Consider the following 16740-nt stretch of genomic DNA (forward strand, 5'->3'; position numbering starts at 1 on the left):
CTCTTCCCGTGACGTTGCGGGGCAGTTCGGCGCATCGCGCGTACAGCGTGGTCGTCTTCGTCGTCCTCGCCTCGCTGGACAACGTGGCGATCGGACTCGTGCCGCCGCTCTACGGCTTCATCGGTGCCGACCTCGGCGTCGGTGAGGGCCACATCGCGCTCGCCACCACGGTGATGTTCCTGATCAGCGCGGTGGCTGCGATCGGCTTCGCCTATGCGGGCGACCGCACCGACCGCAAGCCGGTGCTGCTGATCGGCACCGCGATCTGGGTGGCCGGCACGGTCTGGTCCGGGCTGGCCGGCAGCTATCCGAGCTTCCTGATGTCGCAGGTGCTCGCCGCCTTCGGCCTCGGCGCGGTCGCCTCGGTCAGCTTCGCGGTGGTCAGCGACCTGATCTCGCCGCGCCGCCGGGGCCTGGTGATGAGCTTCTGGGGCCTGTCACAGGGCGTCGGCACGATCGCCGGCACCCTGCTCGGCGGCCTCCTCGGACACGACGACTGGCGGCGGCCGTTCCTGGTCACCGCGGCGGCCGGGGTGATCGCCGGGGTGGCCTACCTGTTCACCTTCAACGTGCCGCGCGGCGACAGCCAGCCGGAACTGGCCGGCATCGAGTACGACGAGCGCATCCACCACGACCACCTGCCGGTGATCCTGGCCCGCCGCACCAACATCTGGCTGATCCTGCAGGGCTTCTCCGCGCAGGTGGCGTTCGGGTCGCTGGTGTGGCTGCCGGTGCTGTTCCGGGCCCGGGCCGAGGACCAGGGCTACTCGGCGAGCACGGCGGTGCTGGTCGGCAGCATCTTCGCCACCCTGTTCCAGCTCGGTGGCGCGCTGTCCATCCTGGGCGGCCTGGTCGGCGACCGGTTGCAGCGGCGCACCCCGCGCGGGCGGGCCCTGGTGGCGGCGATCGGCGTGCTCGCCGCGGTGCCGTTCTACGTGGTGCTGTTCTTCGTGCCGATGCGCATCACCGTGCCCGACGGGGCCGGTTCAGGCGCCGTGATCAGCGCCGTGCTGGCCAACGTCTTCACCGAGCCCACGGTCGGCGCCTGTCTCGCCATTGCGGTCTTCGCCCTGGCCCTGACCTCGGCGAACTCCCCGAACTGGTTCGCCATGATCGCCGACGTGAACCCGCCCGAGCACCGCGGCACGGTCTACAGCCTCGGCAACCTGGTCAACGGGTTCGGCCGGGCCGGCGGCAACGCCCTGGTGGGGGTGGCCTTCCGCGGTCTCGCGTCGGCCTTCCCCCCACCGCTGAACTACGCCGTCGGTCTGGCCGCCTTCCAGTTCTTCTTCGTGCCGACCGGTGTCATGTACTGGCTGGCCAGCAGGACCGTGGCGAAGGACATGTCGGACACCCACGAGGTGCTGCTGGCCGCCCGCGAGGCCCGCCTAAAGAGTGGCCCAGACCGTGACGTCGGTGGGGACCCGGCCGTCGGCGTCCAGCGGCTCGCTGCTCAGCAGGACGGTCGCCCCGACCGGTAGCTCGGCCGCGCCGGCGCCGAAGTTGGTCAGCACCAGGACGTCCCCGGACCGGAAGGCGAGCACGTCCGCCGGGCTGTCCTGCCAGGTCAGTGTGTTGGCCCCGAGACCGTGTTCGCGACGCAAGGCAAGAGCGGACCGATACATCTCGTACGTGGAGCCGGCCACGTCACGCTGCCGGTCCAGCGCGTACTCCGCCCACTCCGGCGGCTGTGGCAGCCAGCTCGCGTCGGACGGCCCGAACCCGTAGGAGGGGGCGTCCGCCTCCCACGGGATCGGCACCCGGCAGCCGTCCCGGCCGAACTCGGCGTGCTCGGTGCGGAACCACGCCGGGTCCTGCCGCGCCTCGTCCGGGATGCTGGTGTGCTCCGGCAGCCCGAGCTCCTCGCCCTGATAGAGATATGCCGACCCGGGCAGCGCCAGCATCTGCAGGGTGGCCGCACGGGCCCGCCGCAGACCCAGCGACGCGTCCGGCTGCGGGTCGTCCGCGCCGATGCCGTTCGTCCGCTTGTGCCCGGCCGGGTAACCGAGCCGGGAGCTGTGCCGCACCACGTCGTGGTTGGACAGCACCCAGGTGGTGGCGGCGCCGACCGATCCGTTCGCGGTCATCGTGCGGTCGATCACGGTGCGCAGTGGCTCGGCGGCCCAGGCGGCGTCCAGGTATTCGAAGTTGAAGGCCTGGTGCATCTCGTCCGGGCGCACGTACCGGGCCAGGCGCTCGGCGGGCCGCACCCACGCCTCGGCCACCAGGATCCGGTCGCCGCCGTAGGACTCGAGGACCGAGCGCCACTCCTTGTAGACCTCGTGCACGCCGTCCTGATCCCACATCGGCGGCGGCGGATCGTCCGGGCCGAGCCCGGCGACGGTCGCCCCGGCGTGCTCCCAGTCGCCCAGGTTGCGGTCCTTGACCAGGCCGTGCGCCACATCCACCCGGAAACCGTCGACGCCGCGGTCGAGCCAGAACCGGATCACCGCGACGAACTCGGCGCGGACCTCCGGGTTGTCCCAGTCGAGGTCGGGCTGGGTGACGTCGAACAGGTGCAGGTACCACTGCCCCGGGGTGCCGTCCGCCTCGGTGACCCGCTCCCAGGCGCTGCCGCCGAAGACGCTGCGCCAGGTGTTCGGCGGCTCGTCGCCGTTCGGGCCGCGGCCGTCCCGGAAGATGTAGCGCTCACGCTCGCGGCTGCCCGGCGCGGCGGCCAGGGCGGCCCGGAACCAGGTGTGGTCGCTGGACGTGTGGTTGGGCACCAGGTCGACGATCACCTTGAGGCCGAGCGAGCGCGCCTCGCCGATCATCTTGCCCGCGTCGGCCAGCGTGCCGAACCGCGGGTCCACATCGCGGTAGTCGGCGACGTCGTAGCCCGCGTCGTGCTGCGGGGACGGATAGAACGGCGACAGCCAGACCGCGTCCACGCCGAGATGCCGCAGGTCGCCGAGGTGCGACGTGATGCCGGGCAGGTCGCCCATGCCGTCGCCGTCCGCGTCCGCGAACGAGCGGGGATAGACCTGGTAGATGACGGCGTCGCGCCACCACTGAGGAGATGAGGGCATGCCTGAAAGGCTATCCGTCGAGGATGGCGGCGAAACGCTCCTCAGCGAGGTCGAGCTGGTCGAGGATGTGGTCCTTGGCCTCGATGGACAGGGGGGTGTCCGGCCGCCCGACGAGCTCGCGCAGTTTCGGCACCAGCGGGCGATATTTGCCGGCCGACTTGAGCGCCTTCTCATATGAGGTGTGGATGACCCCGACGCCGTTGTCGGTGAAGTCGGACACCTTGATCACCCGGGCCCACGGGTCTCGTTCCAGGCTCTCCGTGACGTGCATGCGGTATTGCTCGTTGCGGTCGCGCTCCGAGTCGTACTCCGGATTGGTCACCGACCGCACCAGCTCCGCCACCCGCCGGTTGAAGAGCCGGGCGAGCTCGGCCACCGCGGCATCGGTCAGCGCCGCGTGGCCCAGCCCGGCGGGCAGCCCGGACAGCTCGGCCGGATGGTCCTCGACCGCATCGTGCAGCAGCGCCGCGGTGACCACGTCGACGTCCCGGATCCCGTAGTAGCGGACGATCCGGATCGCCACCCGCAGCAGATGGTTCAGATAGGGCTCGCGGACCCGGCGGTCGTCGGCGTGCAGGCGGGCGGCCAGCGCGAGCGCCTGTTCCAGCCGGGCGCGCTCGTCCGCCGGGAAGCTCTCCAGCTCCAGCCCGAAGCGTTCCCGCAGGCCGGCCTCGCCGTACACCTCGGTGATCGCATGCAGCGGCATCGACAGCAGCATCCGGGTCGCCATGTCGATCAGGTATACCGGACGCTGGGCCGCCATGGGCTAACTACCGGTGGTTGCCTTGGCGGGCCGGGTCGGCACCGGGCGTGGGGACGGACGCGAGCGGTGCATCGCGGTCATCGAGGCCTGCTTGAGCGACCACGGGTTCTCGGCGTGCAGCCCGCGCTTCGGCGTGCCGGCACCGTTGGTGAACTCCTCATCGGTCATCGCCTGCAGCGCGCTGAGCGCCATGGCCAGGATCGTCGCCGCGGTGACCAGCGTGATCGGCACGATCATCAGCAGCGGCCGGATGCCGTGCACGGCCTTGCCGCCGATCGGGCTCAGCTCGACGCTCATCGCCGCCATGCCGGTGTAGTGCATGCCGCACACCGCGATCGCCATCACCGCCGCGGCGCCGGTGATCGGCGCCCAGCCCTTCACCGACTGGGCGAACCACAGCGCCACGGTCGCGGCCACCACGGCGATCAAGCCCGAGGCCACCACCAGCACCGGCTGGTAGTTCAGCTCGCCGGCGACGTGCATGCCGGCCATCCCGGTGTAGTGCATGGCCAGCACCCCGCTCCCGGTGACCACGCCGGCCGTCACGGTCTTGGCCAGGCTGCGCCGGCCGTGTCCGACGATCATCAGCCCGGCGCCCACGGTGAACACCGCCAGCGCCAGGCTGACCATGGTGAGCAGGGTGTCGAAGCGCACCGGGCTGGCCGGCACGTCGAAGCCGAGCATCGCGGTGAAGTGCATCAGCCAGATGGCCGCGCCGCCGATCGAGAACGCCGCGATGACCAGCCAGCGGTTGCGGCGGCCGCGGCTGCGTGCGCTCCGGGCGCGCCCGGTGCAGAGCAGGCCGAGGAAGGAGCCCAGGAACGCCAGCAGATAGGCGGCGATCGGGTTGAAAGCGCCGTAGGTGAAGTGATGGACCTCGGCCACGGTGGTGCACCTCGCGAAGAGAGTCGGGGGAATCATTCGCGGGGTATTCAGTCACTGATCGGCATCTCTCCATCGCACTGAGTGTGCGGGTGACGACGGATTGACAAACGAAGGAACCGGGACCACCGCACCGGCACCTCCGGGGGAGATGGCGGCACGGCGATCCCGGTTCTGGGTCAGAGGGACGCGGAGAGCGGGGGTGGATCAGGTGAAGATGCTGACGCCGCCGGGGCCCACGAGCAGGCCGAGAATGATCAGCACGACACCCCAGAGGATCTGCCGCCGGAACAACGCGAGGATGCCGGCGACCACGAGAATGACTGCGAGAATCCAGAGCAACAGGTCCATGACCGTGCAATACCCGGACCCCAAAATTCGAAAACCTTCACGCGGGCACCAGGGTGACGTCGATGTCGTCGGACAGCAGTTGATACACGTTGTACGCCTGCTTGATCACCGGATGTGCGACATTCCGGACGGGCACCCCGCCCGGCGTGCGTCCCCGCTCCGACCCGTGATGCGCGTGCCCGTGCAGGGCCAGCGCGGTCGGCGCCCCGTCGATCGCCCGCCCGAGCTGATAGGACCCCAGGAACGCATAGATCTCCACCGGCTCGCCGGCCAGCGTCTCCGGCACCGGGGCGTAATGGGTCAGCGCCACCAGCGCGTCACAGTCCACTCCGGTCAGCGCCGCCGCCAGCCGTTCCGCGGCCTCCTCACCGGTGCGGGTGAACGCCTTCATCTCCCGCTCGCCGAAGTTGCTGGCGCAGGTCCCGCCGAAACCGCCGCCGAAACCCTTCACCCCGGCCACCCCGAGCCGCCGGCCGTGCAGTTCGAGCACCGTCGACGTGCCTTCGAGCACGGTGATCCCGGCGTCGGTGAGCACCGCGGCCACCTCGTCCTGCTGATCGCTCTGGTGGTCGTGGTTGCCCAGCACTGTGATCACCGGCACCGCCAGCCCGCCGAACTCCTTGACGAAGCTGCGCGCCTCGGCCACCGTCCCGTGCCGGGTCAGGTCACCGGCGATCAGCAGCGCGTCGGCCACCTCGGGCAGCCGCTCCAGCGCCGGTCGGTAGCGGCCCACCACGTCGGAGTCCACGTGCACGTCACCGACCGCGGCGATCCGGATCATGAAATCTCCTCGGCCTCGACGGGCACCGACGTCCGGGTGATGCCGATGTCACAGGTGATCTCCACGTCGGGGAAATGCGTGGCGATCTGACGGCAGATCTCGTCGCGCCGGTCCACGCTCTCCACCTCGCCGCCCAGCACCACGCCGTGCTCGCGGCGCTGCACGGTGATGCCCTGCTCGGCGACGCGTCCGTGTTCGGTCAGCAGGCGCTGGATGCTCGCCTCCAGATAGTCGTCGTCCCCCTGGTGCGTCATCTCATCCCCCGTCAGCCGGGACCACGTCGAGGCGGTCCAGAAGAACCAAGAACGCTTCCGCGTACGGCGATTGGGCCGTCTCCTTACGCACCCGCTCCCAGTCGATCTGCTCGCGCAGCGAGCGCGCCACCGGCAGCCCGGTGGCGAAGTCACAGTAGTGCTGGCTGTAGCTCAGCAGCTTGTGCACCATCAGCTGGGTCGCCGAGATCACCGGCATGGCGATCGCCTCGACCGGGCGCACCACCGAGTCGGCCAGCGTGGCGTCGGTCACCGGCGACTCCACCGGGCGGTAGATCAGATCCACCATCCGGCCCTCGTCGAAGACCTTGACCAGCCAGTCCTCCGGCGGTTGCTGCACCTCGAAGCCGGCCCCGGCGAGCTCGGTGAGAACGCGCTCCCGGTCCTGCTCGCGGATCAGGAAGTCGACGTCGTGGTCGCTGGAGTGCCCGCCGTGCGCGTAGACCGCGAAACTGCCGCCCAGCGCGAACGGGATCTCCGCCTGTTTGAGAACGGAGGCGACCCGTTTCAACGTGGTGGCGAGTCCTTCGTCCACCCGGTGCGGCATGTCGTCTCCTGTCGTAGCTGTGGCGTATGCCCGGTAACGACTACCCCACATGGTTCCACGGCACACGCCGGCCCCCTGCGGAAACGGCCGGCGTGACATCTCCGAGTACCGTCGATGGGTATGGTCACCCCCCGAACCGTGGCTCTCGTCGGCATCGACGGGTCCGGCAAAACCACCCAGGCCCACCGGCTGGCGGACGATCTCGCCGCCGCGGGCCTGCGCGCGTCCTACCGGCGCAACGCCGGCGGCCGGCACTGGTTCGGGCGACTGGCCGCGGTCTTCGGTCGCGAGGACGGCGAGGCCCTGCTCGGGCGCCGGACGATGCTCTTCGTCGAGTCGGTCCTGCGCTGGCTGGCCATCCTCCGCACGCTGCTGCGCCGCTCGCTCACCCGCGAGACCGTGGTGATGGACCGCTACGCCTTCTGCCAGTACGCGAGCCTCCGCGCCCGCGGAGCCAAGCCGGCCGCCGAGCGCCGGGCCCGCCTGGCCTACCACCTGTTTCCGCGGCCGGACGTGACGTTCCTGCTGGCCGTCGACCCGCAGGTGGCGCACGACCGGATCGAGGCCCGGGGCTACGACCACGAGGAGATGGACTACCTGCGCCGGGCCGACGCGGCCTACCGGTCGTTGCCGGAGTTCCCGAGCTTCGTGGTGATCGACGCCAACGGCACCCCGGACAAGGTCGCCGCCGAGATCCGGGCGCACCTGCCGCAGCCGTCGCCCGACCCGCACGCGCTCGCCCTGCTGTCCGGCACACCGCGGGAGACGATCCTGGCCTTCGGCTCGTTGGCCACCGCCGTCGCCGCGCTCGGCTGGCAGTTCCTCGAGTCGTTCTAGGCGTTGCCGTAGACCGGCACGGTCGCGCCGCTGGTCGGCTTCGAGTCGTCCCCGGCAAGGAAGAGGATCACCTTGGCGATGTCCGCCGGGGTGACCCAGTTCTCCACCTTGCCGTTCGGCTGGTTCTGCCGGTTGGCCGGAGTGTCGATCACGCTCGGCAGCACGGTGTTGCACCGCACTCCCTGCCCCCGATATTCGACCGCCACCGCATTCGCGAACGCCAGCACCGCCGCCTTGGCCGTCACATAGCCCGCGGCGCCCGGGAACGGCGCCACCGCGGCCCGGGAGGAGACGCAGACGATCGAGCCGCCACCGGCTGCCAGCAGGGCCGGGAGCGCGGCCGAGGTGACCAGATAGAGCGGGCGCAGGTTGACCCTGAGCATCGCCTCGAAGTCGTCGATCGGCGTCTCGTGCACGCGGCCGCCGCCCGCGTACCCGCCGACGAGATTGACCACCGCGGTGAGCGGCGCGCCCTCCTCGCCGGTGGCGACCGAGATCGCGTGGCCGACGTCGGCTGGGACCGTGAGATCGGTCTCAACCGCGGTCGCGCCGGCCGGCAATCGGGCGGCCGAGCCGGCTCGGACCGGAGCGACCACCCGCCAGCCCGCTTCGACGAATGTGGAGACAACTGCCGAACCGAGGCCGCCGGCGCCTCCGGTGATCAATGCGGTGCGTTCCATGAGCCAATCCAAGCACGTCAGACGTATGTGTTTTCCGTCACGTCCTGGCTGCTAATGAGATCGACGGGGCACCAGTTTCCCGAAAGGATGTAACCCGGCATGTCAGTCACCCGGACGGGCGAGTGAACTGCGGCGCAACGTGGCGCATTGTGGCTCGTGGCCCGGGTTTCACCACGGTGACGAGCCGTTCGTGCCGGAGTTTGCTTCAAACCCCGTGGCAACCGGCCGATCCTGCGTGTGAACCCTCCTGGCAACCCAGCCGTACAGGGTAGTGACGAGGGTCGCAGGTGCGGTCGTGATGCCCGTCGCTGTGGCGGATGAGGGGTCGATGGTGTCATGAAGCGGGCGAAGGGTATGCGTGTGTCAACGCATCCAACGCCGGGTGCGGCTCCGAATGACTATGTGAGGGCGTTCCTCAGTAAGTATGCATCGGGCTCTCAGCCAGCGCTCAGACACTCGTGACACTTTCGATCCACCAGCCGGAATCACTGCGGGACGCCATCTGTTGTGGATGTAGCAGTTCGGCAATGGCTAGAACTGCGGACGTTACGGGGAGGGACTGATGGACGCAGGTATCGCCCGTAACAGGGTTAGTGAAGGCAATGAGGGGACCGTGGAGAGCGTGGAGAAGAACACCGTGATGCGGACCGATGAGGTTGCCGAGGAGCGCGACCTCGTTGGAGTGTACCTGCACGAAATCTCCCGGACGCCACTGTTGGACGCGGCCCGAGAGGTCGAACTCTCGAAGGCCATCGAAGCCGGCCTCTACGCCGAGCACCTGCTCGAAGAGGGCGAGGTCCGGCGGGGTGTCAGCCAGGAGGAGTTCGAGCGGCTGGTCACCGACGGGAAGCGCGCGAAGGACCTGTTCATCCGCGCCAACCTGCGGCTGGTCGTTTCGATCGCACGGCGTTACGTGCGATCCGGCATGCCGATGCTCGACTTGATTCAAGAGGGCAACACCGGCCTCGTCCGCGCCGTCGAGAAGTTCGACTACGAGCGCGGCTACAAGTTCTCGACGTACGCGACGTGGTGGATCCGTCAGGCGATCAGCCGGGCCATCGCGCAGCAGGAGCGCACCGTGCGCTTGCCCGTGCACCTGGTCGAGGACGTCAACCGGATGCGCAACGTCACCCGCCAGCTCGTTCGTGAGCTCGGCGCCGACCCGGAGCCGGCGCAGATCGCCAAGGCGCTGGGCGTGACGGTGGAGCGCGTCACCGAGCTCACCCGCTGGGCGCAGGACACGGTCTCGCTGGACACCCCGGTGGGCGACGACGGTGACACCAACCTCGGCGACCTGGTGGCCGACAGCGACGCCCCGTCGCCCGAGGAGATCGTGCTGACCGCACTGGAGCGGTCACGCATCGAGGGTCTGCTCAACCACCTGGACGACCGGTCGGCCGGCATCATGCGGGCGCGTTACGGGCTCGAGGACGGCCGGGAGCACTCGCTCACCGAGGTCGCCTCGCGGTTCTCGCTCTCCCGTGAGCGGATCCGCCAGCTGGAGATCCAGGCGCTGGGCCGGCTGCGTGAGCTGGCTCGGGCCGAGGGCCTGCAGGCCGCCTGATTCGGGTACGCGAAAAGGGCCGGTTCCCCGCGAGGGGAACCGGCCCTTTCGTTGTGCTCGTGGCCGGTTACTTGACCCGGCCGTACCCGGTCGGAGACATCACGGTGATCGAACGTTTCTTCACCGGCTCGCCGGCATGGGAGGCGTCGATCATCATGCCGCCGCCGACATAGAGCCCGACGTGCCCGCCGTTGCGGAAGAACACCAGGTCGCCCGGTTTCAGGTCGCCCTTGCTGATCGGAGTCGTCGCGCCGATCTGCGCGGAAGCCTTGTGCGGCAGCGACTTGCCCGCCGCACGCCAGGCCGCGGAGGTCAGGCCGGAGCAGTCGTAGCCGTTCGGGCCGTCGGCGCCGTACTTGTACATGACGCCGATCGCGTTGTAGGCGAACGAGACCGCCTTGCCCGCGGAACCGGCGATGTTCGGGATCGTGCCGGTGTACTTGCTGCCCGACGACGTCGCCTTGCCGTATGCCGCGGTGCGCATGGCGTACAGCTTCTTGAGGTCGTTCTCGATCTTCTTCTTGCGCTTGCTGAGCTCGTTCAGCTGAGCGGTCTGCTTGGTCTGCAGCGTCTTCAGGGCGGCCTGACGGGCGTCGTAGTCCTGCGTCGTCGCCGTGAAGTCGTTGATCTTGCGCTGCCGGTCACGGGTCATCTGCTCGATGACGCTCATCCGGTCGAGCAGGTTGCCGGGGCCGTTGAGCACGACGTTCACCGTGCCGATGTCGCCCTGCTTGTAGGCGGTCGCGGCGATCTCACCCATCTCGGCCGTGGCGACCTTGAGCGCCTCTTTGGCCGGACCGAGCGACTGCGTCAGCTTGAGCTGATCGCTCTTGGTCTTCGCGATGGTGATCTTCATGCCGTTGAACGACTCGACCACGTCCTCGAGATCGTCCGACGCCTTCTGGATCTGCTTGGTGAGCTCAGCCTTCGACGGCTCCGCGTGCGCGGCCGTCGCAGTGGTCCCGGTGATGGCCAGCGCCAGTGTGGCGACGGCGAGCGTCCGGAACCTCAAACGGGCGTGTGACAACGCTATGAGGCCTTTCTTCCGCCTGGCCGCCTACCGGGTTAGCTGACGGGTTCGGACGGAAGATGGTCCTACCGCTCGGGGGAGCGGATTCACCCCAGTTACCTGGTTCCCCGGCTCACCGGCTGTCCACTCCGCGGGCCCGATGGGGATGTGGGCCTCGGCGCGGTCGGCCGGATTGACTCGGCGGCGCTGGGCCGGCGCCACCGGAGGGTTGTGGCTGCAGACCGGACCAACCGCATCAACTTATCGGCGAATCTTAGAATTACAAGTTTTCTAAGAGTGACTTATGCCAATGGCAATGAGATGCGCACCAGTCCGTGTGTTTACGCTTTCAGAGCGTGACCTTCGGTGCCGGAATCGGACTTATCGGAATTGCCGCGAGCCCATTGATGTGACACTTTCCGCTCGGCCCAGAAGGACAGGAACGGGATCGTGCCGGCGAGCATGATCAGCAGCATCTGGGTGAGCGGCCACTGCAGGCGGCGGCCCAGGTCGAAGGTGGCCAGCACATAGAGGATGAAGAGGAAGCCGTGCGCCGGGCCGACGCCGGCGACCACGGCGTCGTTGTCGGCCAGGTATTTCAGCGGCATGCCCACCACGACCAGGAGGATCAGGACCACGCCGACGATCCAGGCGATGATCCGGTAGCGGGTGAGAGCTCCCTGCACTGTTCCTCGTCCTTATCTCTTGCTCTTGCCCGGGTAGTCGCCCGGCCTGGCGCCGGGATGGGTGGCCAGCCAGGCGAGGTAATCGTTGTAGGCGGTCAGCTCCGGATCGTCGGCATCGTCCCCGGCGGCGGGGCGGGCCGGCACCCGGATGGGGCGGCCGACCGTAACAGGCGAACCTGGCCGCCTTTCCACCTCTGGGGCGGGCGTGTCCTGCGGCTTCCCGTGGCGCTCGAGCTTGACCTCGCGCCACCACAGGAAGACGACGAAGCCCGCGAAGACCGGCCACTGGAACGCGTAACCCCAGCTGAGAGCGTTGCCCTCGGTGGCGCGCGTGTATTGCCACCAGCCGAGGCCGAGGAACGCCGGCACGAGGACGAGCGCGGCCACGTGGCGCGCTATCCAGGCCGGGGTCCACAGCCCTTTCATGCCTGTCAGCGTAGCCGTGGCGGTTTGGGCCCGGCCTGGGCGGGCATGGCTGTGCGGACCCGATCAGGAGGCCGAGATGACTGATCCCGAGTTCGTGGTGCAGGAGACCGGCATCGATCCGGCCGGTCTCGGCGACGACGACCTGCTGCGCGAGCTGCACAGCCTGCACCGGACGCGGCTGGACACCTTGCGCTTTGGCCCGGACGCGGCGCTGTCCAACCATCTGCGCCGGACAGCGGAGCTGGAGACGGAGTATCTGAGCCGGCACCCCGGGCGGGAGATCGATCCGTCCCGGTTGACGCAGGACTTCTAAGGGGGGCCGTCCTGGTCCAGACCGTCCCAGCCCTCGGGGCTCTCGGTCTCGGCCTGGTCGCGGTCGCCGCTGACGTCCGCGTCGACGGTGGTGTCCTCGTGCTCGTTGGCGAAGTCGACATCCGTGTCGTCCGAGTCGAAGGCCTCTAAGTGCTCCTGCTGGGTCATGCCGGAGCACCTACCCGGCGATCTTCGGCGCAAACGATGTGTGTGGTCTGCGTCACAACCGGTCATGGAATCATCGGGGCCGACCGACAGTTGAGAGCAGATGTCGGTGCGTCCACTGTCCCCGGGCCTCACCCTTTGCCTTCACGGAATACCAGTCCGGCTGGAGCCGTGTTGTGCCTTTCGCCGCGAGGCGACATGCGCACCGACATCCGCGCCGCCTTCGGGATTCCCGGGGGCGGCGCACTGCTTTGGGTCTTCGCTCCTGGGAGTCGCCACTCCGGGCTTCGGGTCTTCGCTCTTGGGAGTGGCCACTCCCGGTTTTTGGGTCTTCGCTCTTGGGAGTGGCCACTCCCGGTTTTTGGGTCTTCGCTCTTGGGAGCGGCCACTCCCGGTTTTGGGTCTTTGGCTCTTGGGAGTGGCCACTCACGCAGGTGGAGGCGAGCGCCAGCGAGCTGACCCTCGACGGGAGTGACGGTCTGGACCACCCACCCCGCTGCGACCCGGGTTTGATCTTGATGTTTTTCCGACAGATGTGCGGGTAACGGTGATCTTCATGGATGACTCACGGGCGGAGCAGCGGGCGGCGGAACTGTTGCCGGAGGAGTTGGCGGCGGGCAGTGCCGACCCGGAAGCGCAGGCCGAGGCCATTCTGGCGGAGTCGGACGAGCGCGAGGACGATCTCGGCCTGGCGCGCGAACACCGCACCTCGGACCAGACGGTCACACCCATCGAAGGCACCCGGTAGGGGCACAAAACTTTCGGGTACGGCGGCGGCGTGGCAGGATCCGTCGCGTGCCTGACCCACGACGGAGCGGCGGGCGAGTCGTCCCGCGGCGAGTTCCGCAGGGGAGCGGCGCGTCCGCACCCAACCAGACACGTCGCACGGTCCCGACGCGCGTGCCTGGACAGGGCAACACCGGTGCCACGAACGCGGCGCCGGCCCACTACACCGAGACGGAACACCCCATCACCGGCCAAGTAGCACTTCCCACCGAACCGCCGCACCAGCTCGAGGTGGCCGGACTCCTGCATGAGCTGTCCGCCCGCCTGCTCGCCACCGACGATGTGACGCAGGCGCTGGACCGGCTGGCGGTGTTCACGGCCGGCGCGGTGCCCGGCGCGGTCCGGTGCTCGGTCGTGCTGATCACCGAGGGCGAGCCGCTCACGCTGACCGCTTCCGGCGGCGACGGGCGTGCGGTGGACGACTGCCAGTACGAGACCGGGCAGGGCCCCGGCATGGAGGCCGCGCGCACCCGCACGATGGTGACGACGCAGGACCTGACCGCGGACCCACGCTGGCCGGCTCTGGCAGACTGTGCGCGGGCCGACGGGGTGTTCGCGGTGGCCTCGATTCCGCTGGACGTGCGGCGCGAGTCGGTCGGGGCGTTGAGCGTGTTCGTGCGGGAGCCGCACGGGATCGGGCCGGAGCTGCTGCTCAGCGCGATGGCGATCGTGAACCAGGCGGAGATCCTGCTGGGGGAGTTGTCCCGGCGGGCGGCGCTGAGCCAGGGGGCTACGGTCGACCGGGCCATCGGGGTGATCATCGCGCAGCGGGGGTGTGGGGTGCGCGAGGCGTATGACGTGCTGCAGGAGACGGCGCAGCGGCTTGGCATGGATCGGCAGTTGGTGGCGGAGAGGCTGATCGCGGCGGCGGCGCGGACGCGGCAGCCGGGCCACTAGCCGGTCTTTCCCGCCTCTTGGCTCGCGTCAGCCGACGTGCTGGACCACCTCGAACTCGAGGAGGCTGGCGCCGCTGGCTACCGGGCGGCCGCGGTTGCCGGCGTGGGCCTCGCGGCCGGTGGACTCCGACCAGGCCTGGTAGTGCTCTTCCGTCTCCCAGCGCGTGTAGACGAAGTAGCGGGTCTCGCCGCCTACGGGACGCAGGAGCTCGAAGGCCAGGAAGCCCGGCGCGTTCTCGACCGCGCCTTGTCGTGCGGCGAAACGGCGCTCCAGCTCGGGGCCGGCGCCTTCGGGCACATCGATCGCGTTGATCTTCACAACCGCCATGCAGCCAACGCTACGCGAAGCCGAACCGTCCACCGCGGCGCACACGACCTAACGCCTCTCGTCTCGCGGCCTCGCGGCTCGCGTGGCGTTGCGGGTCGCGCGACGTGAGCATGACGAAGGGGATGCCAGTCGGCCGGCATCCCCCTCTCGCGCTTTGGTGGTCGTCAGCGGGGTGGGCCGCCGTCCTTGCCGACGGTGACCGGGTCCGTTGCCGCGCCGTGGGTGCCCGCGTTGGGACCCGCACCGACCTCGCCGGGCACGCCGTCGGCGTTTTCGGCTGCCAGCAGGTCGTCGGCCCGCTGTTGCTGGGCCGAGCGCTGCGCCAGCGGGATCTCCGGCAGGAAGAAGACCACGATCAGGCCGATCACCATCACGGCGAGGGCCATCAGGAAGACGACCTGGATGCCGTCGGAGAAGCCGACCTTGAAGGGGTGCGCCACCACGTCGGACAGGCTGCTCAGGAACGACGTGTCGCTCAGCCCGTCGCCGCCCGTCGCGCGCTGCAGGACCTGGGCCTGGCTCGGGTCGGCGGCGAGCGCCTGCTGGAACTCGGGTGTGCCCTGCGCGGCCGTGAAGGATGAATTGATCCTGCCGGGCAGCACGTTGAAGAGCACCGACAGGAAGACCGCGGTGCCGAGCGTGCCGCCCATCGAGCGGAAGAACGCCACCGAGCTGGTCGCCACGCCGATCTCGCGCGGCGACACCGCGTTTTGCACCGCGGTGATCATCGGCTGCATGTTGCCGCCCAGGCCGAGGCCCATCACCACCATGATCAGCATGGTCCGCCACAGCGGGGTGTCCGCGCCGATCAGGGCGAACAGGCCGAGCGCGATGGTCATCAGGATGCTGCCGATGATCGGGAAGATGCGGTAACGGCCGGTGCGGGCGATCAGCTGACCGGCCAGGATCGAGCCGCCCATGATGCCGATGACGAACGGGATCATCTGCAGGCCCGCCATGGTGGCCGAGGAGCCCTTCACGATCTGCAGATAGAGCGGGACGGTCATCAGGCCGCCGAACATCGCCATGCCGAGGATCGTGCTGGAGATGGAGCTGACCGCGACCGTGCGGTTGCCGAACAGCCGCAGCGGCAGCAGCGCCTCCTCCTTGTATGCCCGCTCGGCCAGCACGAAGGCGACCAGGCCGATCGCGCCGATCACGAAGCAGGCGATCGAGCGGCCGGAACCCCAGCCCCACTCGCGGCCCTGCTCGGCCACGGTCAGCAGCGGCACCAGGCCGATGATCAGGGTGAGCGCGCCGGGCCAGTCGATGCGGTGGTTGACCCGGGTGTGCGGGAGGTGCAGCACGCGGGCGACCACGATCATCGCGGCGATGCCGATCGGCACGTTCAGGTAGAACACCCAGCGCCAGCCGTCGACCCACAGGATCTTGTCGGCGCCCGCGAAGAAGCCGCCCAGGATCGGGCCGATGACGCTGGCGGTGCCGAAGACGGCCAGGAAGAAGCCCTGGTATTTGGCGCGCTGGCGGGGCGGGACGATGTCACCGATGATCGCCAGCGCCAGCGACATCAGTCCGCCGGCGCCGATGCCCTGGATGGCGCGGAAGGCGGCCAGCTCGTACATGTTCTGGGAGAGGCCGCAGAGGATCGAGCCGACGATGAAGATCGCGATCGCGAACAGGAAGAACGGCCGCCGGCCGTAGATGTCGGAGAGCTTGCCGTAGAGCGGCGTGGAGATCGTCGAGGTGATCAGGAACGCCGTCGTGGCCCAGGCCTGCAGGTTGAAGCCGTTGAGGTCGTCGGCGATGGTGCGCGTCGCGGTCGCCATGATGGTCTGGTCGAGCGCGGCCAGGAACATGCCCATCATCAGGCCGATCAGCACGGTGATGATCTGGCGATGGGTGAAGTCCGACGACGGCTGGGCGGCCGGGCCGCCTCGTGCCGGTGCGGTGGTGGGGTTGCTCACGCGTTCTCCCGTGGTGTGGCGGCCCAGTCACTGCGCAGGAGCGCCTCGACTGAGTTGTTGAATTCGGCGAAGAGGCCGGCGAACTGGTCGACCCGGTCCTCGGGCCAATCCCGCAGCGCCTGGCTCAGCACCGCGTGCCGTGCCTCGGCCAGCCGGTCGCAAGCGGCCAGACCCGCCTCGGTGACCGCGAGCCGTGAGGCCCGGCCGTCATCGGGGTCGGCCTCGCGGCGCGCCAGCCCCGCCTTGACGAGCTGTGCGGCCTGACGGCTGACCGTGGACGCGTCGGCCTGCTTGACCTCGGCGAGGTCGGTGACCCGCATCGCGCCCAGATGGCGCAGCGGGAACAGCAACATCAGGGCGGAGAACTCCGCGCCGAGGTCTCCGACGTTGAGCATGCCCTTGGCGCGTCCGCCGAGTCGGGCGAATCGCACAAGTTCTCCGGCCAGCAGACCGGCGGCACCCTGCTCTGTCACTGGTTTCCCAAGTGGTTGCGCTTGATCA

Annotated in this window: 21 protein-coding genes and 1 riboswitch; of the genes, 6 read left to right on the forward strand and 15 right to left on the reverse strand. The window is 69.2% G+C overall.

Translation table 11 applies throughout. The features are described 5' to 3' along the window. Positions 1 to 8: 8 nt before the first annotated feature. Complete coding sequence (locus tag ACZ6TI_RS28760) at positions 9 to 1481, forward strand: MFS transporter (RefSeq protein WP_465348285.1); 1473 nt, start codon at positions 9 to 11, stop codon at positions 1479 to 1481. On the opposite strand, the gene ACZ6TI_RS28765 is transcribed toward ACZ6TI_RS28760, so the two are convergent. The 7 genes from ACZ6TI_RS28765 to ACZ6TI_RS28795 form a co-directional block, all read right to left on the reverse strand. Continuing rightward, positions 1389 to 3029: a glycoside hydrolase family 13 protein gene (locus ACZ6TI_RS28765; RefSeq protein WP_465348286.1), complete on the reverse strand. Its 1641-nt coding sequence runs from the start codon at positions 3027 to 3029 to the stop codon at positions 1389 to 1391. The genes ACZ6TI_RS28760 and ACZ6TI_RS28765 overlap by 93 nt on opposite strands. Positions 3030 to 3039: 10 nt before the next feature. Continuing rightward, on the reverse strand, positions 3040 to 3759 hold the full coding sequence (locus ACZ6TI_RS28770; RefSeq protein WP_465348405.1) for an HD domain-containing protein: 720 nt from the start codon (positions 3757 to 3759) through the stop codon (positions 3040 to 3042). 36 nt (positions 3760 to 3795) lie between these two features. After that, the gene (locus ACZ6TI_RS28775; RefSeq protein ID WP_465348287.1) at positions 3796 to 4677 is read right to left on the reverse strand and encodes an MHYT domain-containing protein; all 882 of its coding nucleotides are present in this window, start codon (positions 4675 to 4677) and stop codon (positions 3796 to 3798) included. Positions 4678 to 4881: 204 nt separating this feature from the next. Next, the gene (locus tag ACZ6TI_RS28780) at positions 4882 to 5025 is read right to left on the reverse strand and encodes a GPGG-motif small membrane protein (RefSeq protein ID WP_465348288.1); all 144 of its coding nucleotides are present in this window, start codon (positions 5023 to 5025) and stop codon (positions 4882 to 4884) included. 37 nt (positions 5026 to 5062) lie between these two features. Further along, positions 5063 to 5806, reverse strand: coding sequence for a metallophosphoesterase family protein (locus ACZ6TI_RS28785; RefSeq protein ID WP_465348289.1), 744 nt, complete (start codon positions 5804 to 5806; stop codon positions 5063 to 5065). After that, positions 5803 to 6060, reverse strand: a complete 258-nt coding sequence (locus ACZ6TI_RS28790) for a hypothetical protein (RefSeq protein WP_465348290.1) — start codon at positions 6058 to 6060, stop codon at positions 5803 to 5805. Before ACZ6TI_RS28790 ends, ACZ6TI_RS28785 begins: the two co-directional genes overlap by 4 nt. Position 6061: 1 nt before the next feature. Continuing rightward, on the reverse strand, positions 6062 to 6625 hold the full coding sequence (locus ACZ6TI_RS28795; RefSeq protein WP_465348291.1) for a nucleotidyltransferase: 564 nt from the start codon (positions 6623 to 6625) through the stop codon (positions 6062 to 6064). A 120-nt stretch (positions 6626 to 6745) separates the two neighbouring features. Between ACZ6TI_RS28795 and ACZ6TI_RS28800 the strand changes: the two genes are divergently transcribed. Then, a complete protein-coding gene (locus tag ACZ6TI_RS28800) occupies positions 6746 to 7462 on the forward strand; it encodes a dTMP kinase (protein WP_465348292.1) in 717 nt (238 codons plus the stop codon). On the opposite strand, the gene ACZ6TI_RS28805 is transcribed toward ACZ6TI_RS28800, so the two are convergent. Beyond that, a complete protein-coding gene (locus ACZ6TI_RS28805) occupies positions 7459 to 8142 on the reverse strand; it encodes an SDR family NAD(P)-dependent oxidoreductase (protein WP_465348293.1) in 684 nt (227 codons plus the stop codon). The two genes, ACZ6TI_RS28800 and ACZ6TI_RS28805, sit on opposite strands and share 4 nt — an antisense overlap. A 562-nt stretch (positions 8143 to 8704) precedes the next feature. Here ACZ6TI_RS28805 and ACZ6TI_RS28810 point away from each other — a divergent pair. Further along, the gene (locus ACZ6TI_RS28810; protein WP_465348294.1) at positions 8705 to 9706 is read left to right on the forward strand and encodes a sigma-70 family RNA polymerase sigma factor; all 1002 of its coding nucleotides are present in this window, start codon (positions 8705 to 8707) and stop codon (positions 9704 to 9706) included. A gap of 67 nt (positions 9707 to 9773) precedes the next feature. Here ACZ6TI_RS28810 and ACZ6TI_RS28815 read toward each other — a convergent pair whose 3' ends face one another. From ACZ6TI_RS28815 to ACZ6TI_RS28825, 3 genes are all read right to left on the reverse strand, one after another. Beyond that, positions 9774 to 10718, reverse strand: coding sequence for a C40 family peptidase (locus tag ACZ6TI_RS28815; protein ID WP_465348295.1), 945 nt, complete (start codon positions 10716 to 10718; stop codon positions 9774 to 9776). Between the two features lie 27 nt (positions 10719 to 10745). Beyond that, a riboswitch (cyclic di-AMP (ydaO/yuaA leader) is annotated at positions 10746 to 10879 on the reverse strand. Between the two features lie 177 nt (positions 10880 to 11056). Then, positions 11057 to 11401, reverse strand: a complete 345-nt coding sequence (locus ACZ6TI_RS28820) for a DUF3817 domain-containing protein (protein WP_465348296.1) — start codon at positions 11399 to 11401, stop codon at positions 11057 to 11059. 12 nt (positions 11402 to 11413) lie between these two features. Next, complete coding sequence (locus ACZ6TI_RS28825; protein ID WP_465348297.1) at positions 11414 to 11827, reverse strand: hypothetical protein; 414 nt, start codon at positions 11825 to 11827, stop codon at positions 11414 to 11416. A 76-nt stretch (positions 11828 to 11903) separates the two neighbouring features. Here ACZ6TI_RS28825 and ACZ6TI_RS28830 point away from each other — a divergent pair, with 76 nt between their 5' ends. After that, positions 11904 to 12140, forward strand: a complete 237-nt coding sequence (locus tag ACZ6TI_RS28830; RefSeq protein ID WP_465348298.1) for a DUF6158 family protein — start codon at positions 11904 to 11906, stop codon at positions 12138 to 12140. On the opposite strand, the gene ACZ6TI_RS28835 is transcribed toward ACZ6TI_RS28830, so the two are convergent. Then, entirely contained in the window at positions 12137 to 12307 is a 171-nt protein-coding gene (locus tag ACZ6TI_RS28835) for a hypothetical protein (RefSeq protein WP_465348299.1), read from the reverse strand. The genes ACZ6TI_RS28830 and ACZ6TI_RS28835 overlap by 4 nt on opposite strands. Positions 12308 to 12860: 553 nt before the next feature. Between ACZ6TI_RS28835 and ACZ6TI_RS28840 the strand changes: the two genes are divergently transcribed. Both ACZ6TI_RS28840 and ACZ6TI_RS28845 read left to right on the forward strand, forming a co-directional pair. Further along, a complete protein-coding gene (locus tag ACZ6TI_RS28840) occupies positions 12861 to 13052 on the forward strand; it encodes a hypothetical protein (RefSeq protein WP_465348300.1) in 192 nt (63 codons plus the stop codon). Positions 13053 to 13204: 152 nt separating this feature from the next. Then, positions 13205 to 13987, forward strand: a complete 783-nt coding sequence (locus ACZ6TI_RS28845) for an ANTAR domain-containing protein (RefSeq protein WP_465348301.1) — start codon at positions 13205 to 13207, stop codon at positions 13985 to 13987. A 27-nt stretch (positions 13988 to 14014) separates the two neighbouring features. Here ACZ6TI_RS28845 and ACZ6TI_RS28850 read toward each other — a convergent pair whose 3' ends face one another. The 3 genes from ACZ6TI_RS28850 to ACZ6TI_RS28860 all read right to left on the reverse strand — a co-directional run bounded on the left by ACZ6TI_RS28850 (position 14015) and on the right by ACZ6TI_RS28860 (position 16670). Next, the gene (locus tag ACZ6TI_RS28850; protein WP_465348302.1) at positions 14015 to 14314 is read right to left on the reverse strand and encodes an antibiotic biosynthesis monooxygenase family protein; all 300 of its coding nucleotides are present in this window, start codon (positions 14312 to 14314) and stop codon (positions 14015 to 14017) included. A gap of 164 nt (positions 14315 to 14478) precedes the next feature. Continuing rightward, the gene (locus ACZ6TI_RS28855) at positions 14479 to 16239 is read right to left on the reverse strand and encodes an MDR family MFS transporter (RefSeq protein ID WP_465348303.1); all 1761 of its coding nucleotides are present in this window, start codon (positions 16237 to 16239) and stop codon (positions 14479 to 14481) included. Beyond that, a complete protein-coding gene (locus ACZ6TI_RS28860; protein ID WP_465348304.1) occupies positions 16236 to 16670 on the reverse strand; it encodes a MarR family winged helix-turn-helix transcriptional regulator in 435 nt (144 codons plus the stop codon). The genes ACZ6TI_RS28855 and ACZ6TI_RS28860 overlap by 4 nt, the downstream gene beginning before the upstream one ends. Positions 16671 to 16740: the final 70 nt, after the last annotated feature.

It is taken from the genome of Actinoplanes sp. NPDC051388 (genome assembly GCF_055586225.1).